This is a genomic window from Actinocrispum sp. NPDC049592 (assembly GCF_040675465.1).
In the GTDB taxonomy this organism is placed as follows: Bacteria; Actinomycetota; Actinomycetes; order Mycobacteriales; family Pseudonocardiaceae; genus Kibdelosporangium.
In genome coordinates, this window is the sequence record NZ_JBFAPA010000011.1 from 151,920 (window position 1) to 174,537 (window position 22,618).

General features: G+C 66.8%; 13 protein-coding genes. 6 read left to right on the forward strand and 7 right to left on the reverse strand.

From position 1 onward, the window contains the following. Positions 1-77 precede the first annotated feature (77 nt). From AB0J95_RS26815 to AB0J95_RS26825, 3 genes are read right to left on the reverse strand one after another with little or no spacing between them, the layout of a single operon-like run. Positions 78-2,252: a xanthine dehydrogenase family protein molybdopterin-binding subunit gene (locus AB0J95_RS26815; protein WP_364763280.1), complete on the reverse strand. Its 2,175-nt coding sequence runs from the start codon at positions 2,250-2,252 to the stop codon at positions 78-80. After that, entirely contained in the window at positions 2,252-3,202 is a 951-nt protein-coding gene (locus AB0J95_RS26820) for a xanthine dehydrogenase family protein subunit M (protein WP_364763283.1), read from the reverse strand. The genes AB0J95_RS26815 and AB0J95_RS26820 overlap by 1 nt, the downstream gene beginning before the upstream one ends. Then, positions 3,189-3,644, reverse strand: a complete 456-nt coding sequence (locus AB0J95_RS26825) for a (2Fe-2S)-binding protein (protein ID WP_364763286.1) — start codon at positions 3,642-3,644, stop codon at positions 3,189-3,191. Before AB0J95_RS26825 ends, AB0J95_RS26820 begins: the two co-directional genes overlap by 14 nt. Before the next feature lie 195 nt (positions 3,645-3,839). Between AB0J95_RS26825 and AB0J95_RS26830 the strand changes: the two genes are divergently transcribed. Continuing rightward, a complete protein-coding gene (locus AB0J95_RS26830) occupies positions 3,840-4,421 on the forward strand; it encodes a TetR/AcrR family transcriptional regulator (protein ID WP_364763288.1) in 582 nt (193 codons plus the stop codon). Here AB0J95_RS26830 and AB0J95_RS26835 read toward each other — a convergent pair. Continuing rightward, positions 4,405-5,034, reverse strand: a complete 630-nt coding sequence (locus tag AB0J95_RS26835; RefSeq protein WP_364763291.1) for an endonuclease — start codon at positions 5,032-5,034, stop codon at positions 4,405-4,407. The two genes, AB0J95_RS26830 and AB0J95_RS26835, sit on opposite strands and share 17 nt — an antisense overlap. A 107-nt stretch (positions 5,035-5,141) precedes the next feature. Between AB0J95_RS26835 and AB0J95_RS26840 the strand changes: the two genes are divergently transcribed. From AB0J95_RS26840 to AB0J95_RS26850, 3 genes are read left to right on the forward strand one after another with little or no spacing between them, the layout of a single operon-like run. Next, positions 5,142-5,573, forward strand: coding sequence for an SRPBCC family protein (locus AB0J95_RS26840; RefSeq protein WP_364763294.1), 432 nt, complete (start codon positions 5,142-5,144; stop codon positions 5,571-5,573). Further along, a complete protein-coding gene (locus tag AB0J95_RS26845; protein WP_364763297.1) occupies positions 5,563-5,904 on the forward strand; it encodes a metalloregulator ArsR/SmtB family transcription factor in 342 nt (113 codons plus the stop codon). Before AB0J95_RS26840 ends, AB0J95_RS26845 begins: the two co-directional genes overlap by 11 nt. After that, positions 5,901-6,560 carry a DUF899 domain-containing protein gene (locus tag AB0J95_RS26850; RefSeq protein ID WP_364763300.1) on the forward strand — a complete coding sequence of 220 codons (660 nt, stop codon included), beginning with the start codon at positions 5,901-5,903 and terminating at the stop codon, positions 6,558-6,560. Before AB0J95_RS26845 ends, AB0J95_RS26850 begins: the two co-directional genes overlap by 4 nt. 77 nt (positions 6,561-6,637) lie before the next feature. Here the strand turns inward: AB0J95_RS26850 and AB0J95_RS26855 are convergent, their stop codons facing one another. Beyond that, positions 6,638-7,069 (reverse strand): Hsp20/alpha crystallin family protein, encoded by a 432-nt coding sequence (locus AB0J95_RS26855; RefSeq protein ID WP_364763303.1) that lies wholly within the window; start codon positions 7,067-7,069, stop codon positions 6,638-6,640. A gap of 78 nt (positions 7,070-7,147) precedes the next feature. Here AB0J95_RS26855 and AB0J95_RS26860 point away from each other — a divergent pair, with 78 nt between their 5' ends. Both AB0J95_RS26860 and AB0J95_RS26865 read left to right on the forward strand, forming a co-directional pair. Next, complete coding sequence (locus tag AB0J95_RS26860) at positions 7,148-7,357, forward strand: hypothetical protein (protein ID WP_364763306.1); 210 nt, start codon at positions 7,148-7,150, stop codon at positions 7,355-7,357. A gap of 84 nt (positions 7,358-7,441) precedes the next feature. Then, on the forward strand, positions 7,442-10,600 hold the full coding sequence (locus AB0J95_RS26865; protein WP_364763778.1) for a LamG-like jellyroll fold domain-containing protein: 3,159 nt from the start codon (positions 7,442-7,444) through the stop codon (positions 10,598-10,600). Positions 10,601-11,039: 439 nt separating this feature from the next. Here the strand turns inward: AB0J95_RS26865 and AB0J95_RS26870 are convergent, their stop codons facing one another. Both AB0J95_RS26870 and AB0J95_RS26875 read right to left on the reverse strand, forming a co-directional pair. Then, positions 11,040-13,280, reverse strand: a complete 2,241-nt coding sequence (locus tag AB0J95_RS26870) for a hypothetical protein (protein ID WP_364763309.1) — start codon at positions 13,278-13,280, stop codon at positions 11,040-11,042. Between the two features lie 44 nt (positions 13,281-13,324). Further along, positions 13,325-22,603 carry a LamG-like jellyroll fold domain-containing protein gene (locus AB0J95_RS26875; protein WP_364763312.1) on the reverse strand — a complete coding sequence of 3,093 codons (9,279 nt, stop codon included), beginning with the start codon at positions 22,601-22,603 and terminating at the stop codon, positions 13,325-13,327. Between the last annotated feature and the right edge of the window lie 15 nt (positions 22,604-22,618).

Below are 22,618 nucleotides of genomic sequence, written 5' to 3' on the forward strand. Positions count from 1 at the left end.
CCACGCTCGCAACCGAAACGCCTCAATCCCCGCTCAAGGGGTGAAGCCGGGGCGGGCAGGCCGCCCCGGCGACGAACTCAGTCGAGGAGGTCCTCGATGGCGATCGGCAGGCGCCGGACCCGGATCCCGGTCGCGTTGTACACGGCGTTGGCGACCGCCGCGGCCATGCCAACCGTGCCGATCTCGCCGATGCCCTTGGCACCGACCGGGTTCAGCAGCGTGTCCGGGTGCTGGACGAAGTGCACGTCCACCTGCGGGATGTCCGCGTTGACCGGGACCAGGTAGCTTGCCAGGTCGGCGTTGGCGAACCGGCCGTTGGGCTCCATCTCCAGGCCCTCGTGCAGCGCCATCGCGACGCCCCAGATCATCCCGCCCATCAGCTGGCTGCGAGCCGCCTTGTCGTTGATGATCCGGCCCGCGTCGAACACGCCGAGCATCCGGGACACCCGGACCTCGCGGGTCAGCTTGTGCACCCGGACCTCGCAGAACTGGGCGCCGAACGAGCTGAACGAGTGCTTGGTCATCTCCTCGCCCGGCCCGGACGAGCCGGTCGCGGAGATCGCCTCGCGGCCCAGCGCCCGCAGCACCTCACCGAAGGACATCGACCGGCCGTCGGCCAGCACGCGCCCGTCGGCGTAAGTGGCTTCCTTGCCCTCGAACGGCCCGCCTGGCGCGGTCGCCACCGACAGCAGGTCGTCGATCACCTGGCTCGCGGCGATCAGGACGGCGGAACCAGCACTGGCCGTGGCCGTCGAACCACCGGACAGGCCGCCCGGCGGGTACGCCGAGTCGCCGAGCCTTGGGGTGATCCGGTCGGCCGGGATGTCCAGGGACTCCGCGCCCACCAAGGAAAGCACGGTCAGCAAGCCGGTGCCCGGGTCGGCGCCACTGGTCGAGACCACCGCGGTCTCGTCGGCCTTCAACGTGACGTCGACGCTGGCCGGGAACCGGAACGCCGGGAACATCGCGGTCGCGGTGCCCATACCGACCTGCCAGTCGCCGTCCTCGCGGCCCTTCGCCGGAGTCCGGTGCTCCCAGCCGAACCGGGCGGCACCGATGTGGTAGCAGTCGTCCAGATACTTGGCCGACCACTGCAGGTCGCTGCCCATCGGGCCGATGGAACTGTTGCGCAGCCGCAGTTCGATCGGGTCCATGTTCAGCGCCACGGCCAGCTCGTCCATCGCGCTCTCCAGCGCGTACGACCCGGGCGCCTCGCCCGGAGCGCGCAGGAACGTGGCCGGCGGGATGGTCAACGGCACCATCCGCTGTGCCAGCGCGAGGTTCTGGGTGGCGTACCAGTCGCGGGACGTGGTGTGCGACGTCTGCTCCACATAGGACCGATCCAGCGGAGTCGCCGACCAGGACTCGTGGCGCAGGGCGGTGATCGTGCCGTCCGTGCCCGCGCCGATCGTCATCCGCTGCAAGGTCTCCGGGCGGTTCGCGGTCACCGTGAAGACCTGCTCACGGGTGAGCACGACCTTGACCGGCCGGCCGAGCGCCCGGGACACCGCCGCCGCAAGGAAAGCGGGGATGGACGTGCGGCCCTTGCCGCCGAAGGCCCCGCCCACATACGGGTTCACCGCGTGCACCTGGGTCATCTCGACGCCCATGGCCGGAGCCAGTTCCATCACCTGGATGTTGGTCGCCTGGCTGCCGGTGTACATGGTCAGCACGCCGTCTTCCCAGAGCGCGACTGCGGAGTGCGGCTCCATGGCGACGTGGTTCTGCGTGGCCGTCGAGTATTCGCGCTCGACGACGACCTGGCTCGCGGCGATGGCGTCCTCAATGGACTCAACGCCGTCGGCGAGGAACGAGATCACCGGCGGTGTGCCGTCCCGGGCCGGGTGCGAGTCCTCGGCGTTGTCCAGGTTGTCCCGCAACGAGGTCGCCGCCGGGTGCTCGGTGTAGGACACCTCGATGGTGTACGCCGCGTCCCGGGCCTGCTCGAACGACTCCGCCACCACCACGCCGATCGGCTGGCCGTAGTACACGACATCCCGGTTCTGCAAGGGAACCCACGTCTCCCCGAAGAACGGGGTGGACGGGGTGTGGATCTCCAGCGAGTCGAACGGCGTGTAGACGCCGACGACACCGGGCGCGCTCTTGGCCGCGGTCACGTCCATGGCCACGACCTCGCCGTGGGCGATGGTGCTGGTCACGACATACCCGTAGACCATGTCCGGGAAGGAGTTGTCCGCCCCGTACTTGGCCCGGCCGGTCACCTTCTGTGGGCCGTCAACGCGGCTGGGCATCAGCGACTCCCCTCGACCAGCGCGCGGACCACTGTCCGCCTGAGCAGTGAGACCTTGAAACTGTTGTGCATGAGCGGCTTGGCGCCCTCGACGGCGAGCTTGGCCGCCTCCTCGAAGGACTCCAGCGTGGCGGGCTTGCCGCGCAGGGCATCCTCCACTTGCGACAGACGCCACGGCACGGTCGCCACACCGCCGACAGCCACACGGGCGTCGACGATCTGACCGTCCTGAATGTCCAGTGCGACCGCGGCTGAACACAACGCGAACTCGTAGGACTGGCGGTCCCGGACCTTCACGTAGGTCGAGCGCTGCGCCCAGTCCAGGCGCGGCACGATGACCTCGGTGATCAGCTCGCCGGTGCGCAGGTCGTTCTCGATGTGCGGGGTGTCGCCGGGTTCGCAGTAGAAGTCTGCGAGCTTCACCGTCCGGGTGCCGGTCGCGCTTTCCAGCTTGATCTCGGCGTCCAGCGCGACCAGGGCGACCGCCACGTCACTGGCGTGGGTGGCCACACACGAGTCGCTGGTGCCCAGGATGGCGTGCATCCGGTTGATACCGTTGATGGCCGGGCAACCGCTGCCCGGTTCGCGCTTGTTGCACGGGGTGCTGACGTCCCGGAAGTAGGTGCACCTGGTGCGCTGCAACAGGTTCCCGCCGATGCTGGCCATGTTTCGCAGCTGCTGTGAGGCGCTGAGCAGCAACGCGCGCGAGATGACCGGGTACACGCCGGGGTGGGCGGCGATGTCGGCCATCCGCTCCAGCGCGCCGAACCGGAGCCCGTCGCTGGTGTCGATGCCGGTCAGCGGCAGCGCGTTGATGTCCAGAACATGCTGGGGCGTCATGACATTGAGCTTCATGAGGTCGACGAGCGTGGTGCCGCCGGCCAGGAACGCGCCGGGCTCGGCCAGCGCCTCCTCGACTGTGGTGGGAGCAGTCAGCTCAAACGGTCGCATCGACACTCCTTGCCTGCTCGACCGCGGCGACGATGTTCGGGTACGCGGAGCAGCGGCAGATGTTGCCGGACATGAACTCCCGGACGTCCTCGACGTCCTGCTCGACCGCGGCGACCGCGGACATGATCTGGCCGGAGGTGCAGAACCCGCACTGCAGCGCGTCCTGGTCGACGAACGCCTGCTGCACGGGGTGCAACGGTCCGTCCTCAGTGGACAGACCTTCCACTGTGGTCACCGGCTCCTTGACGGTGGCGGCCAGGGTCAGGCACGAGAGCACCGGGCGGCCGCCTACATGCACCGTGCACGCGCCGCACTGGCCCCGGTCACAGCCCTTCTTGGGACCGGTGACGCCGAGGCGCTCGCGCAGCGCGTCCAGGAGGGTCACACCGGGATCGACGCTGAGATGTTCGGTCTTTCGATTCACTTCGAGGGCGATGTCCACTGGTATACTTTCGATCGAAGCCGCCCACACGTCCACTGTGGAATGCATGGTGGCTGCGGGTTCGGGAGGACGAGAACCGGACGCGCGTCCGTTTCCCTCGCTCACCACGCTAGCGGATAGTTATCCGCTTCGCAAGGCGTTAACTTGCCACCCCGGGGTGCACTATTTTCTAGGATGAGGCCCCGGGAGGTGACGATGACGACGGGATCGGTGAGCCCCAGACGGGCCGACACTCGCCGCAACAACGAACGTATCCTCGCCGCCGCGGCCGAGTCGCTGACCGGCAGCGAGGAGATCTCGTTCAACGCCATCGCCAAGAAGGCCGGCGTCGGCGTCGGCACGGTGTACCGCCACTTCCCCACCCAGGAGGCTCTGGTCCTGGCCGTCTACCGCCGCGAGGTCGAACACCTCGTCGACGTCGTCCCGGTCCTGCTGCGTACCCACACCCCCGAGCTGGCCTTCAAGGAGTGGACCAACCACCTGGCCCGCTACATGATGACCAAGCGTGGCCTGGCCAAGGCCCTCAACGCCGCCGCCACCTCCCCCCAGGAACTGTTCGCCAAGACCAACAAGGCCATGCTCAGCGCCATCACCACCCTCCTGGAGGCCAACATCGAGGCGGGCACCGTCCGCCCCGACCTCGACCCGGAGACGGTGATGCGGGGGCTGGCCGGCCTGATGTACCTCGACCCGAAGACGGACTGGCAGGCTCAGACGGTCGCGTTGACCAAGCTGCTGTGGGACGGCATGTGCCGGTGCCCTAGTCCCGGATGCTAGCCGCCAGTTTCTTGTCCAGGCTGACCCTGACCAGGGCGGCGGCCAGCGCGGCGACGTCGTCACCGGCCAGCCGGGCGAGCTTGTCCGGGTCCTTCGGCAGCCCGACCTTGGCCGCCCCGTCGAGCGCCTTGTCGTCCAGGTAGGGCCTTAGTTCCGGCCAGATCTGTTGTGCCTCACGGCAGAAGATGTGCGCGCCGACCGGGCCGAGGCGGGGAAACCGTTGCAGGAGCTGGCGAATCCTGTCCCGGTCGCCGTCGGCTTCGGCCCTGAGCTTCCGCAGGTCGCCGCCGTACTCGTCGAGCAGGAGTTGCGCGCCTTCGCCCAGCGCGGTCGCGGTGCTTTCGTCGTAGCGGACGTAGTGCGCCCTGCCGAGGGCGTCGACACGCTGCTGCCAGGTCGCGTCGACCATTCGCCGTGGGGTGGTCATCTTGGCCAACTCCTTGGCGGCGGCCACCGCGATGTCGGCCTTGATCCGCGTGGAGAGCAGCACGCTCAGGACAAGCAGGCGATACAGCGGCGACGGCTTGTCGGCGAGCCGGATCCCGGCCTCTTCGGCGTAGGTGTCACCGGCCGCGTCGAGCAGCCGCCGGACGGTTTCCTTCTGATCGGCCATACGCCTGGGGGTACCCGCGGAGGGTGGACCTACTCGGGGTTGACGCAACCGGCGGGTTGCAATAATGTCGCAACCAGTCAGTTGCTACTCACTTCTGGAGGCACATCATGGCTTTCCCGGATCGCATCGAACGCACCATCGACATCGCCCACTCGCCCGAGCGGGTGTGGGCGGCGCTCACCACCGCCGAGGGGCTGGGTTCGTGGTTCGGCAACGCGGCGAAGATCGACCTGCGCCCCGGCGGGGCCGCGGAGATGACCTGGGACCACGGGCACAGGGCGGAGATGCGGGTCGAACGTGTCGAGGAGCCAAGGGTTTTCGGCTACACGTGGCACATCTATGGCCTGCCCGAGGAGGACACGCGGCGCACGTACGTCGAGTTCACCCTCGAACCGACCGGCTCGGGCACGCGGCTGACCGTCGTCGAGTCCGGCTTCTCGCAGCTGTCGCAGGAGGCGTACGACGAGGCCTACAACGGCAACACCAAGGGGTGGGCAAGCGAGCTGGGCGAACTGGTCGACTATCTCAATGCAGCCTGACCACGAGGCGATCGCCGAACAGGTCTTCATCGCCCTGGCCGACCCGAGCCGGCGCGGCATCCTCGCCGCGCTGGCCACCGCCGGCCCGTCCACGGCCACTGACCTGGCCAAACGCCTGCCGATCAGCCGACAGGCGATCGCCAAGCACCTGACCCTCTTGGCCGAGGCAGGCCTGGTGACCGCCGAACCGGGCGAGCGGCGCCGGGTGCGTTACCGGCTCCGGTCGGCACCCATGCAAGTGGCGCAACAGTTCCTGGCCGCCCTCGCCCGTGACTGGGACGGCCCGCTCTACGCGTTGAAGGACCACCTGGAAAGGCAGGTACCGCAATGAAAACGCCCGCTGTCGTGACGGCCGCCGAGTGGGAGGCGGCCCGGCAAGAGCTGCTGGTGAAGGAGAAAGAGCTGACCCGCGCGCGGGACGCGATGGCCGCCCAGCGCCGCCGCATGCCCTGGGTGGAGGTCACCCAGCCCTATTCCTTCGACACCCCTTCGGGTCCGGCGACGTTGCTCGAGCTTTTCGAGGGGCGGCGTCAGCTGATCGTGTACCGCGCATTCTTCGACCCCGGGGTGCATGGCTGGCCGGACCATGCGTGTGTCGGCTGCTCGATGGTCGCCGACCAGGTCGCGCACGTCGGTCACCTGAACGCGCGGGACACCACGTTGGTGTTCGCTTCCCGTGGCTCACAAGCGGAGATCGCCCGCGTGAAGTCCCGGATGGGGTGGACACACCCGTGGGTGACCATCACCGACTCGTTCGACAAGGACTTCGGCGTCGACGAATGGCATGGCACCAACGCCTTCATCCGCTCCGGCGATTCGGTCTATCGCACGTACTTCATCAATGGCCGCGGCGACGAGGTGATGGGCGGAACGTGGGCGTACCTGGACATCACCGCCCTTGGCCGGCAAGAGGAATGGGAGGACTCCCCCGAGGGTTACCCGCAGACCAAGCCGTATGAGTGGTGGAACTGGCACGACTCGTACTGAGCCAAGGTGTCCACGATCGGTGCGTGCGGCGGGGACGTAGAGCAGGGGCAAGACCGGGGCCTTGCCCCTTGCGCGTATCAGTCGTCGATCTGGATCCGGCGAGGCTTGGCGGCGTTGGCCTTCGGAACCCGGATCGTGAGCACGCCTTCGGCGAGGCCGGCCGCGATGTTGTCGGCATCGACGTTGCGCGGCAACGTGACCCGGTACCCGAACGCTCCCGTCCGCCTGGTCCGCGTCCGGAACTGTCCCTCCCGCTCGACGTCCTTGATCTCACCGGTCACCGAAAGCTCGTCGCCGTCCAGGTTGATGTTCACGTCGTCGCGCTTGACCCCCGGCAGATCCACCTCGACCACATACGCATCATCCGTCTCACTGACATCCGCCAACGGCGCCCACGCGGGCGTCCCACTAGCCCCCGCCCCGAACGCCGTCTCCCACAACCGCCCCATCTGGCTGTATAGGTCCTCGAACTCGCGGAACGGATCCCACCGCGATACTGGCTGGGTCATCTCACCTCAACTCCTTTCACATCACGGGGGATACCCCGACCGCGAGCCGGAACACATGGTTATGGCCAGGGACATGAGATGGCCGCCGAAATCCCGGTCCGCCAAACCTACAACGCCTTGAAAACCGCCGTGGGCAAGAAGTTCCCTGCGTGGCGGGAACGCGCACACCGGTTCCTCGCGCGCCCGAATGCCTGTTCGACCGGCCGACCGACTTCCGGGACCCTCCGCGAAACACACCGCGCGAAATGGGGCCTGCGCCAGGAACTGGATCACGCGCGGCTGCCATGACTCGATAATCGACAATTATCACACGACCGGATTCCGAACGAGTTCCGGAGAAATTCCGTCGCCGGAAATGCTATTTTGCGGGCCGTGGCAAGATTACTCAGAACTTCGCTGGCCGCGCTCCTTCTGGCGGCTGCGGCGGCGACCCCGGCACAGGCCAGTGGGGTGTCGGTGGTGAATGGACAGCAGGTGCTCTTCCAGGGTGGGACTGGAGGGTATGGGTGTTACCGGATTCCGACGATGGTGCGGACGGCGGCGGGGTCGCTGCTGGTGTTCGCGGAGGCCCGGAAGTCCGCATCGTGTGCGGATCGGGGGGATATCGATCTGGTGGTGCGGCGGTCGACCAATGAGGGGCGGACGTGGGGGCCGATGCGGGTGGTGACCGCCGGGGCGCCTGGGAACCAGGATTCGCCTTTTACCCGGGGCAATGCGGTTCCGGTGGTGGATCGGCGGAGTGGGGACGTCGTGCTGGTCACGACGTCCAACGAGGCCACGCCGTCTGGGCAGCGGCTGCCTTGGGTTCAGCGGAGCACCGATGACGGCTTGACGTGGAGTGCGCCGAAGGCGGTTTCCGCCAGCTTCGACGGGACTCATGACGGATGGTTCGCTACCGGGCCCGCTCATGGGATCCAGCTGGAGAACGGGGCTCACGCCGGCCGGTTGGTCGTGGGGGCGCATCAGAAGCCCAACGACACAACGGTTCTGGCCGGGGTTCTGTACAGCGATGACGGCGGCGAGAACTGGCAGGCCAGTGCCGTACCAAACTCCTTTATGGACGGTTCGTTGAGCCCTGGCGAGGTCTCCGTGGCTGAGCTTCCCGACGGCACGGTCTATGCCAACGCCCGCAACGAGATCGACGGCGCGGACCATCGGGCCAAGGCGACCAGCACCGACGGCGGGACCACGATGACGAGCTTCACCGCGGTTCCGAGCCTGGTCACGCCGAACGTTCAGGGCTCGGTACTGCCGCTGAAGCAGACCTACCGGTCCACGCCCGGGGATGTGGTCGTGTTCTCCGGGCCGTCGGATCCCACCGATCGAAAGCAGCTCAAGATCCGGTACTCCACCGACCGCGGCACCACGTGGGCGAGCGCCGCGAACGGTCTGGTCGCCAGTGACCGCAGCGGGTACTCGGATCTGGCCGAGTTGCAAGGCGGCGAAATCGGTGTGGTTTATGAGGGTGGGACCAGTTTCTCGGCCGATGAGATCCGCTTTGCCCGCTACACCACCGCTCAGCTCGGAATCCCGGGCACGACGCACGGCACGCCGTCAACCCAGCCGACCACCTCGGCGGGTCCGACTTCGCCGGACAGCACCAAAGAAGCCAACGACGCTTACCTCAGCGCCAACGCGACGGTGAACGACGGCCTGGAAGGGTACGCGGATCTTCCGTACACCAGGACGATCGACCCTGGGGCGCAGGACTTCACGATCAGCACCAAGTTCCGTTACAGCACAACGACAACCAACCAAGCTTTGGTTTGGGGATACGGTCTCGGGGCGGGTATTCCGCAGGTATGGGTCCGCGCTCAACCGGGCAGCGACCAGATCACGGCTTGGGTCCAAGGCAAAGACGGCGGCGCTACGACAAGCGTCAAGGACAACGCCACCAGGGTTGCCTTTGCGGACAACCAATGGCATCAGCTCACACTCACCCGCACCGGCGCCAGAATTGACCTCACGATCGACGGTATTTCCGCCACAGCCAGCGGGGTTGTGGGAGTGGTGTCGGAGGGGACCAGCGGAATACGGCTTGGGGCCAAGCAGGACGGCACGGACGCGTTCACCGGGCACCTCAAGGACTTCCAGCTCACCAGGCAAGGCGTGACCACGGTCGATTTGAAGTTCCTGTCAATTGACGGCGCCGCGAAACCGACTCGCACCACCACCCCGATCACCGAAGATGTGTCGGGGCACTGTGTCACCGGGAACGTGCTTGGCGGCATTCAGCTCGGCGCCGGTCGTAGCGCGGACTCGTTGGCGCTACAGGTGAACGCCACTCATCCTGGTGTCGAAGCGCCATTCAGTCCCGCGTTGGATGTGAAGGACGACGATTTCACGATCGCGGCCTGGTTCAAGTACAGCGGCACTGCCCAGCAGGCGATCGTCTGGGCCTACGGCACGACTTCCGGCAAGCGATCTTTGTGGGTACGCGCCCAGCCGGCGCAAGATCGTCTCTATGCGTGGGTGCAGACCGACACCTCGCACGTTGAGATCCCACTGGTGGACAGCACAACCAGGACCGCATTCGGCGACAACGCCTGGCACCTCCTCACTCTGACGCGAACGGGTCAGCAGGTCCAGCTGGGCGTGGACGGCGATACAGCTTCGGCGACGGGTCTCACCGGTGAGGTCAGCGCGGACAAGGAGGACGCCATCAAGGGCCTCCGGCTCGGGTCCAAGATGGACGGCAGTGACGTGATGTCCGGCGCTTTGGATGACTTCCGGCTCTACCACCGTGCCCTGAGCCAGGCGGAGATCACCAAGGCCGCCACTGGGCGATTCCCGAGTGACAACCCGGCGCTGTGGTGGACGTTCAACAACCAGAACACCCAGGCGCACGACATCGCGGCCCCGGTCACCGGCCCTCAGACGCCGGACAGCTCCGTCCACTGTGTCCACGCGGCGGTGAGCGGATCACCCACGGTCGTCCCGGGGCGGTTCGGGAATGCCCTGAACTTCGACGGCACGGATGACACGGTCAGGATTCCGTACAAGCCGAGTGTCGCGTTGGGTGACAACGATTTCACCATCGAGACTTGGCTGAGGTACACCGGTTCGGCCGACCAGGTGCTGTTCTGGGCTTACGGCGTCGGAGCGACCGAACGCGGCCTGTGGCTTCGCGTCCAGCCCGGCAAGGACCGCCTGTACGCGTTCGTCCAGACCGACACCCAGACCACCGAGATCCCGATCAACGACACCACGTCGGCCACGGCGTTCGGCGACAACACCTGGCACCACGTAAGCCTGAAACGCCAGGGCGGCACCCTCACCCTCGACGTCGACGGAACCCGCCACGCCAGCGCCCCGATCAGCGGATCCCTGACCTACGGCGACATGTTCGACGTGCAGGGCTTCCAGCTCGGCGCCGAACCCGACGGCACCAACAAACTCACCGGCGCCCTCGACGAGTTCCAGATCCACCGCAAAGCCCTGACCGCCGACGAACTGAAGACCGTCCGCGACACCAACGCGGACCTCGGCCCGGTGACAGCCATCCACCTGGCCATGGACAACGCGGCATAACACAAAAAAGAGGGCGCATGCCGTTCACTGCCTGGGATCCGGAAACCCCAGCTGTCTCGAGGGAACGGCATGCGCAAGGCGAAGCGTACGCGACCGCCGACCAAATCCAAAACACCCTATCGGCTGAAACCTCACCACAAAGCCGAACGGCACCCCGTGTCGAAGATCAGGATTCCACATTCGACATTGCCAGACCCACGAATCACGAATCCGCACCGGAGAAAGCCGCGCGGCGCAACAAAACCGGCATGGATCGCCTGAGCCGCACATGCGTCCAGATTCACGAATCGTGATTCCGCAGCCGGGCGAATGTGGAACACACCGGAGCCGAACGTGGAACACGCGCGAGACGAACGTGGGACATGCGGGGGCGAGAGCGTGGGGCGGGATGGGAAAGCGGGGCCAGGTCACTGCCTGGCCCCGCTTTCACCCCCAGCTCTTAACTGTTCTTGCGTGAGTAGAAGTGGGGGACGTTGTTCACGTTGCGGAAGCCGACCAGGTAGGTGGAGCCGCCGCTGTTGATGAACTGGGTTGTGGTCGGGTCGGTGTTGGCAGGGTCGGAGGTGTCGCTGACGGGGACCTTGGGGAACCAGGTGTTGCTGGCCGTGGCGGACTCGCCGACGATGTAGATCTCGTTGTCGGTGCCGCGCACAGCGATCGCGATCTTGCTCGGGCCCGGGTCCATGATGGCGTCGGGTACGCCCGCGAAGATCTCCGTGCCGACCTGCTGCCACTCGGACGGCCAGGCGCCGCCCTGGTCCTGGAGCTTCGACTGGATCGAGCCGTCGGCGCCGCGCACGAACACCTGCGGCACGAAACCGGGCCGCAGCACCACGGAAGGCTGTCCGTTCAGGCCGGTGCCACCGAGATCCGTCCATGCCGACAGCGAACCGTCGTCGTAGTACTCGATCGTCTTCACCGAACCACCCGGTGTCACACCGAACACCCGGATTCCGCCCTGCACGGCCAGAGCGCGAACCGTGCCGGCCACGAAGTCCTGGTCACCCAGGTTGCGCCAGAACGGGATCGCGCCGGTCTGCGCGTACGCCCACAACTTGCCGGCGTTGTCGCTGTCGAACAGCACAACCGTGCCGTTGCCGAGTTTCGCGGCCTGCGGCGGCGCCGCCATGTACCCGCCGAGGTTGGTCCAGTCGTTCCAGTCCGTGCCGCCCACGGTCTTCTGCGTGATCGACCACACGTCACCGCTCGGCTTCAACGCGGTGATCTGCAGCCGGCTGTCGGGCAGTACGGTGATCGCGGGCTGGCCGGTGAAGGCCTGCCCCTGGGAGATCACGTACCAGTCCACCGCGCCTTCGACGTCCACGTTCTTCTGGTGTCCCCACCGAAGGTCACCGCCATTGTCCACGAAGGCGTGTTCCAGGGTGCCCGCCTGGGCGCCTTCCGGCTTGGGCAGCGCGACCATGGCCATCTTGGTGTTCTGCGCGATCGGCTGCGACGCAAGGGGATCGGCGAACCAGCCGAGCAGGTCCACGATGATGTGCGTGGTGCCGCTGCTGCCGTTGCGGATGCGGATCTTGCCGTCGGTGCCGGGCTTGAGCACCATCAGGTTGTCCCGCCAGTCGCCCGCGTTGAAGTCCATCATGGACACCGACGGCTCGGTCGCGCCGACCGGCCACGCCTTGAGGTACCCGTCCTTCTCCGGCGTGGCAATGACATTCACCGCGACCCCGGCCACACCTTGCGTCGGCAGACCGTTGGTGCCGCCGACCTGAACATCGATGGTTCCGTTGGCGGGAACCGGTTGCGCGTTGCCGACCGTGCGGGTGTTCAACAGCCGCTTGGTGACCTCACGGTATCCGGCGCCCTGGTTGGAGCTGCCCGCGAAGTAGCCCTCCGCGGACACGACCAGGTTGATCGCCGCCGTGCCCTTGTTGGTGAACGTGACCTTCCCGTCCGAGGACAACGGAACGACCGCACCGGACTGCGTGGAACCGGCCGCGTAGTTGAGGATCGGCCGGGCCGTACCGGTTCCCGGCGCGGCGGCGAGCCAGCCTGCCGTGGAAGCGCCAGGCACCAACAGGTTCACGAACGCGGCCGGGGAACCCACCGGGATCAGGTCACCGGTCAGCGTGACGGTCCGGGTGCCGCCGGCGGGGATCGTGGCGGCGTTCGTGCCGGTGCCGGGCGGCCGCGTGTCGATCAGCCGCGTCGGGGTGACCGGGAAGAACCCGCCGCCGGTCGCGCCCTGCTGGCCGCTGAAGTAGCCGTGTACCTCGACGGTGATGTCGGTCTTGCCGGCGTTGTTGTACAGCGAGACCTTGCCGAGCGGGCCGACCTTGACGATGGCGAAGTTGGAGATCGACTCGTCCTTCACCGCCGAGACATGGGTGATGCTCGGCCGCGGCTGGCCGTCCGGCCACATCTCCACGAACGTCGAGTCGGTCGGGTTGAGCACGCCGATCCGGACCAGCACCGAGCTGACGCCGCTGGTGGGCACGGCGCCGCCGGTCACGGTGAACGTGGTGGTGCTGGCCGGGCCGCGCTGGCCGGTGGCGCCGATGCCGGATCTTGTGTCCAGCACCACGGGCGCCGACGGGATGGACACGAAGTCCCCGCCCTTCGCGGCCGCGTCGGCGTGGGCGACCGCTGCGGTGCCGGTGACTTGCACGGCGACCGCGACCAGCACGGCCGCCAGCGTCGAACTGACTTTCTTCAACACGGTTCTTCCTTTTTCTGCGGTGGATCCGCGGTGGTTCCGCGTGGTTACCGGATGTTCCCGACCGGAGCGGGCCGGCCGTTGAGGTCGTTGAGCAGACCGAGGTTGATCGCGCCGGGTGTGCCGCCCCGGCGCCCACGGGGGTTGTACAAGATGTTCGGCACCACGTCGTGCACGTTGATGCCGCCGGGCCTGCCGTCGCGGTAGTAGCCCTCCGCGGTCACCTCGAACGACACCGGCACGGTCCGTTCGCCCGCATACCTCGGGATGACCTTGTAGTAGACGTCCTGGCCACCGCGCACGGCGGCCGCGACCCTGCTCTCGAACCGGTACATGTTGTCGTGCAACCGGCCCACGCCACGAACGTGGTAGTTCGCCGCGCGGCTACATGTGGCCACGTTCTCCGGCCTGCTGCCATCGCCGAAGAACTGCGAGGCGAGCAGATGGCAGGAGTTGATCGTCGAGCTGGCTTTGACACCGAAGTTCAGCTTCACGTAGTTCTGCGTCCAACGGTAGCCAGGCCCGTACATGGCCGCGTTGCGGTCCGGCGACAGCTGGGTGATGCACGCCTCCACACCCGTGGCGCGGTTGCCGTGCGCGGAGTCCACCGGCATGTAGTTCGGCGACGGCAACTGCTGGCGACAGTCCTGCCGCCTACGACCGCCGTTGTTCACACGCGGCCCGTAGGGGTTCGTCAACGCCGAGATGGTCGTGACGATTACCTGGGCGGCATTCGACACGTTCTGCTGTAGCTGACCGACGGCACGCACGGCGTTCTGGTAGATCGCCTCCGCGTCCGCCTTGACGTCCTTGACGACATCCCGTGTCGTGGCAACCTTGCCCGCGGGCAGCTTCGGCGACGACGACACCGGGGTCGGCATCAACGTGACCGGCTTGGTCGCGCCCGGGGCCACCGGGATCGGCGTGTGCTTGGCCCCGGCCTCGTTCTCCGCACGCGCATGGTCGGAGATCGCCTTGGCACGCAACCAGGCTCGGTACCGCTCCTCCGCTGCACGCTTAGCGGCATCGTCGGTTCCGGGTCCAGTATCAGTGTCCGAGTCGTCGTCGGTGTCCGTACTCGGGTCACCGTTGGGCAGGGTCCACGGGGATCGCCCGTTGCCACCGCATTGGGATGTCCAGGAGTGCGTGTCGCAGAACTGGTCGCGGGCGTTCGTGCTGTAGCTGGGGTAGTTGCCGAACATCGTCATGCAGTAGTCCCAGCTGTGCAGGTCAGTGCACTCGGGCATACCCCTGATGGTGATCTTGTTGATGATGATGGTGCCCACCAGCGAGATCCGGCCCAGGCCCCACTTGCCGCCCTTCTTGGCCCAGCCCCACCACGACTTCTTGGGCTTCGGCACAGTCGCGCAGATGGGGCTGTGCACGTACGGCAGTGTGGCGCAGTAGTTACCGGTGGGGTCGTTGTTGCTCACCGGGTTCGAAGCGCCGTAGCCGTACCGGTTGGTCCCGTCGACGCTGTCGCGCGAGGCGAAACCGCCGGTGTTCGGGTCGTACCAGCGGGCGCCCATGTCGACCTGGCCGGTGGCTGTGTCGGTCCAGTCCCCTTGGAAGCCAAGGGAACCGGTGTTGCCGGTGCGCCCGGTGACCTTGCCGAACGGGTCGTACCCGGTCGAGTCGGACAGCGCGGACAGCGTGTTGTCGGCCGGGTCGAACCCGGCGACCACGTCACCGTGGTTGTCCGAAAGCGACAGTCGCTTGCCGCCGCCGGTGCCCACAGCGAGCAGTTCGTCCTCGGGTCCGCGGGCGTAGGTCTCGGAGCCGTCGGAGACGACCTCGTTGCCCTGTCCCGCATACGTGAACTGTGTGCCGTTGCGCGAGCCGACGCGGTCGAACCCGTCGTACGCATACGTCTGCGCACCCGCCGACACCATCCGGTCGAACGCGTCGAACCCGAACTGCTGCGTCTGACCGTTGGTGGTCTTGGACTTCAGCGTGCCTCGCGCGGTGTACGCGTAGGTGCTGTCGCCGTCGGACTGCAGACGGTTGCGTTCGTCGTAGCTGGCCGACTTTCCGCCGACCTTGGTGCGGTTGCCCGCGTCGTCCCACTCGTACGCAGTAGTCACGCCACCGACCGTGCTGCTCTTGAGCCTGCTAGACGCGTCGTAGTCGTACGTCGTGCTCGCGGGACCTGCCATGCCTGTAGTGGTCTTGCTGGCAATGGTGTCAGTCGGGTTGTACCCGTAGCCGATCGACGACACCGTGGTCTTCGCCGAGTTCGCCAACGTGTCCGACGTGAGCCGGCCGAGGTCGTCATAGCCGACGGTCCGCACCCGGCCGGAACCGTAGTCGACCGTCTTGACCATGCCCGCCGGGTCGTACCCGATCTTTTGGGTCGTGCCGGTCAGGCCGTCCGCAACAGACTCCAGCCGGTCCTTCGGGTAGCTGAAGGTGGCCGTGCCGGACGCGTCGGTGCGGCTCGACGGGTTGCCGTCGCTGTCGTAGCGGTAGGTCGCAGTGCCACCAGGCCCCGCTGTGGACAGCAGGTGACCACGGTCGTCGTAGGTGTACGTGTTGGTGCCGTTGACCGCGCTCACCGACATCAGGTGGTTGGCAAGGTCGTAACCCCAACTGCGGTTCGCGGTCGGGGACTCCGCGCCGGTGCCCGTTTCGAGCGTCGGCCGGTTGGCCGCGTCGAACGTGCGCTGCGTGGACACACCGCCGGGCGCAGCCAGCGACACAGCATTGCCGTTGAGGTCGTAGCCGACGGTGAACGTGCGGTCGTTGGGATGCGCCTGGGTGCTCGGGTCGATCGTCGACTCCGGCAGGCCCAAGCTGTTGTAGGTAGTGATGGTCGCGTTGTTGCGGCCGTCGGTGTACCTGGTGCGGTTGCCAGCGGCGTCGTAGCCCGACGAGGTGGTGATGGTCTTGGTGGCATCCACCGGGTCGACCTGCTGGACCATGTTGTTCGCCGCGTCGTACGCGTACGTGCGCACGGCCTTGTTCGGGTCGGTGATCGTGGTCAGGTTGCCGACCATGTCGTAGCCGTACGACGTGGTGCGCAGCACCGAACCGTCGGCCTTGATGTCGTTCACCGCGACCTTCTGGCCGAACTGGTCGTACACGGTCTGGCTGGTACGGCCGAGGCCGTCCATGACCCGCACCCGCCGGCCCGCGTAGTCGTAGCCGAACTCGGTGGTCACGTTGGTCGGGTCGATGGTCTTCGTGAGCTGATTGAGGTTGTCGTACGTGTTGCGGGTGGCGGCGCCCTGTGGCGTTGTCACGAGCGTGACGTTGTCCGCGTCGTCGTACGTCGTGGTCGTGGTGAATACGCCCGCCGTCGGCTTGCGCTCGATCTCAGTCGCGGTCACCGGGCGGTCGAAGTCGTCGTACGTCGTTTCTACCCGCGCACCCATCGGATCTACTGTGGACAGCAACTGACCGGAGCGGGTGTAGGCGTACTTGGTGACCGCACGCTCGTCGTTGGTGGACGCGGGCGCGTCGACCGATACCAGCCGGTCGAGCTGGTCGTAGGCGTTGCGCACGATGTTGTCGCGCGCGTCCTTGACCTCGACGGCGTTGCCGTTGCCGTCGTACTTGGTGGTCACCGTTGGCGTACGGCCGTTGTACGTCGGAGCTGCCTTCGAAACCACACGGCCGTTGCGGTCGTATGCCGTGGTGGACACGAACCCGCGTTCGTCCTTGTAGTCGGTCAGCTCGCCGAACGTGTTGTAGCCGCTCGACGCCGTCGGCCGCTGCACGCTCGCGGGGTTGCCGTTGCTCTCCACAGACACCGGCGGTGCCGTCGACGTCACAACCTGACCCAGCTCGTCGTACGCGATGTTCGACGTGTACGCCGTCGGGTCCGTCGTGCCACGTGCGTCCGTTGTGGCCACTGCCAGGCCCCGCTGGTCGAACTTGGTCTTGGTGACGCGAGTGGTCGAGCCGCTGGTGATGCTCTCCTGGATCAGGTTGTCGCCGTCGTCGTAGTCGTACGACACCTGTTCCTGGCTGTTGCCGGTCACCCACGGCACGTTCGACGGCTTGCCCGTACTGGTGACGGACTTGACGTTCCCGTTGCCGTCGTAGGTGAACGACGTGACACGGGTGAGCCCACCCGGGTCGCCGGTCGCGGTCTGGACGCGGCCGAGCTTGTCCGGACTGCTGGTGGTGACGGTCTTGCCGTTGTCGGTGACCTTCTTGGTCACGTTGCCGGCAGCGTCGTAAGTGTGGTCCTCCAACACGAAGTCGCGCGTGCTGCCGTCCGGGTTGTGGAACTTCTTCAGCACGGACCGGTGCAGCAGGCCATCGTCGTAGTACTCGTACTCGATGCGCCGGCCCATGGCGTCGGTCGTGCTCGCCAGGCGGCCACCGAAGTCGTACGAACGCGACTCCACCACGAGGTACTCGCCCGGCGACGGCACACCCTCGGGGTCGCTGTGCCAGTTGCGCAGCCGCACCTCGGCGAGGTCATTGCGAGCGGTGTAGGCGAAGTCGTAGCGGTTGCCGTTCGGGTCGGTCTTCGAGATGACGTTGCCGAACACGTCGTAGTCGTAGCCGGTCTCACCGCCCTCAGGGTCGGTGACGGTGATCGCTCGGCCGTGCTCGTCGTACTGCGAGGACGTCGTGCGCGTCGTGTCGTGGCCCAACGCATCCGAGGTCTCAACGGACAACACGTTGCCGTCGGGGTCGTAGTTGTTGGTGATCTTCTGCTGGTGCTGCACGTTCGTCACGGCATTGGTAGTCACTGGCGACGTGGTCGTGCGCAGCCTGGACATGCCGTCGTACGTGTACGTGGTGACCACACCCGACGGGAAGCTGTCGGAGGTGTCCTTGCGCGTAGCCAAGCGGCCGATGGCGTCGTACGTGTACTCGGTTACCAGCCCCAGCGGACTCGTCACCCTGCCCACGTCGCCGTTGCTGTAGTACGCGTACCGAGTGACCTTGCCGCGGCCGTTCGTGGTCGAGTCGAGCAGGCCGGCGGGCTCGGTGCCGCCGCCGACCGCGGCTTCACTGCCCGTCGTGTACTTGTTCGAGCTAGTGCTGCCGTCAGGCGCCGTTGTCGACGCCAACTGACCACTGGAGTGGTAGGTGTACTGGGTCCGGTAGGTGGTGTCGGTAGCGCTCGACGAACGCGCGTCCCGCGACTCCGTGGGGAGGTCGTTGCGTGGGTCGAACGCGTTGGTGACCGTTGTCGGGTAGGTCTTGTAGGACGTGTAGCACTCGTTGGTGGAGCTGACGCGGCACGTCTTGGTGGACGTCACGTTGCCGCGCGCGTCGTACGTCATCGACGTGGAGTCGCCGTTCTCGTCGGTGACCTGGTTCAGCTGCCCGTTGTCGTCGTAGAAGAACGACCGGATGCTCACGCCGTCCACGCCGTACCGCACGAACACGGGGCCGCCGGAGTCGTTAGGGATCACCGTGCAGAACGCGGGGTCCTTCGGGTCGGGCTGGGTACACGTGCGCACGGGGTCTGGCGGGGTCTCCTTGGGCTCACCGGGTGCGTCCTCCGGCCGGGCCTCCATGCCCAACGGCATACCGAGCCGCAGCAACTGACCACCAATGGCGTCGAACTCGTACAGGCTGGTGCGGTTGCCCGGGTCGAGCACCTCTACGCTGCGCCGCAGGTCCGTGTCACCGCCGTACACCGTTGGTGCGCCGACCTTCCACGTGCCGCCGTCGCTGTCGACGTACTCCTTCACGCGGTCGCGCGCGGTGTCGTACGTTGTGACCGCGTCGACCCGGCCGCTGGGCAGCGTGACCTTGCTGATCTGGTCCGCCTGGATGGTGCCGGCCTTGTAGTGCGCCGCGACCGAGGCCGCGCCGAGCGGGCCGGAGTAGATCGCGACCTCGTCGATCAGGCCGTCGTAGGACCGCTGTGCCGTGCTCCCCCAGCCCGGCCATGACGCCGGTGTGGACGCGTAGGCCGCGCCGATCTGGTTGAACGTCAACAGGGTGTGGTCAATGGTTTTGCCGGTCGACTCACCGGCTTTCACGCCGTCCAGGTACAGGGTCTGCGTTGTGCCCATCGACGACAACACGGCGTGGTGCCACTTACCGTCGTTGACCGTCGCGACCGAGTTGATCGGCGCGGCCGACCCCGTGGCGAACTGGCCGTGCAGCTTGCCGTCCGTGCCGACGTACAGCACGGGTACGCCCACAGTGGACGCGGACCCGAGAGCCTTGTCCTGGTACCCGATCAGCGGGCCGCCGGTGCCGGTGATGGAGTTCTTGAACCACAGCTCAATCGCACCGTCGCGGCTCTTCTTCACCGTGCCCTTGGGCAGGTCCACGGACGATGTCGTGCCGTTAAACGAGGCTGCAGTGTCTGTAGTGCCTGCGAGCTGCCCCGGCTGGGCGAGGATGACGTTCTTGTAGGTACCCGTGTCCTTACCGAGGTTGACCGCGACCTCACTACCGGCCTGTGTGCCCTCGCTCTCGCCCAGGCGCCAATACGACTCGGGGCGCGTGTCGAGCACAGTGCTGCGGTAGTGCGAGCCTTGGCTGTAGTCATAGCTAGTGCACCCCGTGGTGGGACCACAGACCTGCTTCAGCAGATCACCCGTGTAGGTGTAGTTCCACGCGATCGGGGTGCCGTTGACCGGGTCGGTCTTGACGTTGGTGACGTGGTTGCCAGTCCAGGTGAAGAACAGCGACCGGCCCTGGGTGTTGGACTGGCTGGTGGATACTTGGGCCTTGCTCAGGAGTCCATTGGTGTAGGTCAGGTTCACCGACCGGTTGGAGATATCGGTGATCTTGGTCAGCTTGCCGGTGACCGCGAACGTGTACGTCGTGCCGGACTTGTCCAGCAGCTTCCAGCCCGTGCTGTCCGTGGTCAGCGACGCTGACCGGCCAGAAGGCGCGGAGTAGGTGCCGTTGGCGTTGCGTCCGAATCGGACGGTCTGGCCGTCGGAGTACGTGACCACGGCATTACCCGAGCCGTCGTCATCGGCGACCAGCTTCATGTCGTACGCACTCGTCCAGCCGGCGCCGAACAGCCCGTCACGACGGGGGTCGACGCTGTTGTACGTACGCGTCAACGTGAGCTGCGGGCCTACTGTGGCTACCGTCGCATCTACGGCAGCTGTGGTGTAGTTACCGGTCTGTGGGTCGAAGTCCTGCTCCCGCATGCCGTCCGGCGCGGACGACACGTGTGCGGTGATCTCCGGCTGCGGCACGTTCGTCAGCAGGACCGAGTACGGCGACGGCACCTCGGTCGTCGCGTCCTTCACGAACGCGCGCCACATGTACTGCTTGGACCAGCTCAGTGTGCCGGAGCCCACTGTCCACGCGGTCTTCGTGCCGTAGCCGGAGTTGACGCAGTTGACCGGCTTACCGGCGTCGTCCCGTTCACAGATCTCGTACTTGAACTGCAGCGACGAGCTCGGCGGCGCGTCGATGTCCAACGCACGTGCCCACAGCTGCGGGGTCAGCGTCGGCGCCTGATACCCATTGGGCGGGAACAGTTCCTGCACGACCGGCGGGATGTCGAACACCTGCAGCACGATCCGGGCAGGTGGGACCTGGTGGTCGGTGAACACCGGGCCGCCCGTTCGGACCATGGTGAAGTCGAGGAAGTACTTGCCGGGCGGCATCGCCTTGATGGTGGCGTCCAGCGTCACTTTCCCGTTGCGCGGCACGGACCCGCTAAGGCTCGCGGAACGCTGCTGACCCACAGCAGTGCCGTCGGCCTTGTAGGCACGATAGGCGAGGTAGTAGTCACTGGGTGCCCACGCGCTGGCGCTCTTGTTGGTGACGGTGATCTTGACCTTGCCGTCCTGGTTCTGCAGGACGGGCGGGTTCGGACGCGGGTCGACGAGCTTGTAGGATGCGTTATACGGGCTGTGCGTGACATACAGGCGCGGCGGGTTGGCCGTGTTCTGACCGGTGAACCGCTTGCTGGCAGACCCCCGGATCGACAGGCCGTTGTTGGCCTGGTCGCCGTTCACCCAACGCTGCACCAGATCCCGGCCACCGGCGCCGAGGTTGAACAGCTCACCGGACCGCGGGCACGCCGACCCCGGCTGCCCGAAAGCGATGTACCCGTGCGCGAACGACCGCGTAGCCAGGGCGCCACCAACCGAGGGACCTGGGTAACTGCGGTTGTCACCGGAACTCCACGACTCGGTGACCGGGTGCACGCTGACCGGACGCGGGTTGCAGGACTCGGCGTCGAAGTTCACCAGCCACAGCTGGGCGCCGAAGATCGTGTGGAACTGCAGGCGGTTCACCAGATCGGTGAACTTGATGTACCCGGCGGACGACGGGCCCGTGCTGAACTCGTCCGCGCCCGACGACGAGCCGCCGCTGCGCACGGCCAGGCTGCTGTCCGCGGTGCCGCCGTTGACCGGGAGCTGGATGGTCGGGTCGACCTCGACCGGGAACGCGCGGCCCGCGGCCTTCAGCCAGGCCGGGTCCACGGACACCTCGAGCGCGCCCTGGTTGAGCTTGTAGCCGACGCCGGTGGACAGTTCGTCGTGCGCGTCGATCATGGTCCCGGCCGGGATCACGGCCCGCTGGGCGCCGGACGCGTCGGTGAACACCACCTGACGGCCGTCGACGCGCGGGGTCAGACCCTTGAGGCGCAACGGGAAGGTGAATGTGGTCGGCGCGTCCGGGCCGGTCAGGACCAGGGTCTCCTTGACACCGCCGGGCTGTGAGTCCAGCTTGAGGTCTACTTTGGACTGGACGTTGGGGTAGGTGATGGTGGTGCCGTCGACCTTCGGCGCGGACTGCGCGGCGCCGGCGAGGGAGTAGGACACCTCGTGGTCCGGGTCGACCTTGAGCGTCACCAGGTCGGGGACGGCGGCGTTGGCCGCGAACCGCAGGTCGATCTCGTCCGCCTTGTTGCGCCAGCCGGTGCCGGAAGCGGCGACCAAGGTGGGGTCGATCGGCGTCCAGGCGCCGTCCTTGCGGTAGTTGAGCTTCCCGGTGGAGAACTCCGTGGTCTGCGTGCCGTCGGTGTTGTTGTAGACGCGCTCGTTGGCGTTGCGCGCCTCCGGGATCTCCTTGCTGGTACCGGCGTCGTAGCCGTCGTGCGGCTCCTGCGCCGGCGCCGCCACCTCCGACGCGGCGTTCCCGGCGTCCTGGTTCCACACCTGCTTCGGGTAGCGGCTGCGAACCGTGTCCGGAAGCGACCTGTTGTTCGGCTTTCCGGTGATGTGGTCACCGGCCTGCTCGGCCGAACCCCACCGCTGGCCCGGGCCGTGCAGCGACGCGAGCGCCTGCCGCTCCCGTTCGGCGCCACCGAGGATGGTGTCGCCGGACACGCTGATCACCATCGTGATGGCCAGCACCGCCGCCCCGAGCTTCAGCGCCCACCCCGGCAGCAACAACAAACCGACAAGGCCAGCTCTGCGCCTACGCACGCGAACCCCCTGCTA

Excerpts from the sequence above, each read along its gene's own strand:
- AB0J95_RS26815 (WP_364763280.1), bottom strand. The coding sequence starts at position 2,252 with ATGCCCAGCCGCGTTGACGGCCCACAGAAGGTGACCGGCCGGGCCAAG.
- AB0J95_RS26820 (WP_364763283.1), bottom strand. The coding sequence starts at position 3,202 with ATGCGACCGTTTGAGCTGACTGCTCCCACCACAGTCGAGGAGGCGCTG.
- AB0J95_RS26830 (WP_364763288.1), top strand. The coding sequence starts at position 3,840 with ATGACGACGGGATCGGTGAGCCCCAGACGGGCCGACACTCGCCGCAAC.
- AB0J95_RS26835 (WP_364763291.1), bottom strand. The coding sequence starts at position 5,034 with ATGGCCGATCAGAAGGAAACCGTCCGGCGGCTGCTCGACGCGGCCGGT.
- AB0J95_RS26840 (WP_364763294.1), top strand. The coding sequence starts at position 5,142 with ATGGCTTTCCCGGATCGCATCGAACGCACCATCGACATCGCCCACTCG.
- AB0J95_RS26845 (WP_364763297.1), top strand. The coding sequence starts at position 5,563 with ATGCAGCCTGACCACGAGGCGATCGCCGAACAGGTCTTCATCGCCCTG.
- AB0J95_RS26850 (WP_364763300.1), top strand. The coding sequence starts at position 5,901 with ATGAAAACGCCCGCTGTCGTGACGGCCGCCGAGTGGGAGGCGGCCCGG.
- AB0J95_RS26855 (WP_364763303.1), bottom strand. The coding sequence starts at position 7,069 with ATGACCCAGCCAGTATCGCGGTGGGATCCGTTCCGCGAGTTCGAGGAC.
- AB0J95_RS26860 (WP_364763306.1), top strand. The coding sequence starts at position 7,148 with ATGGCCGCCGAAATCCCGGTCCGCCAAACCTACAACGCCTTGAAAACC.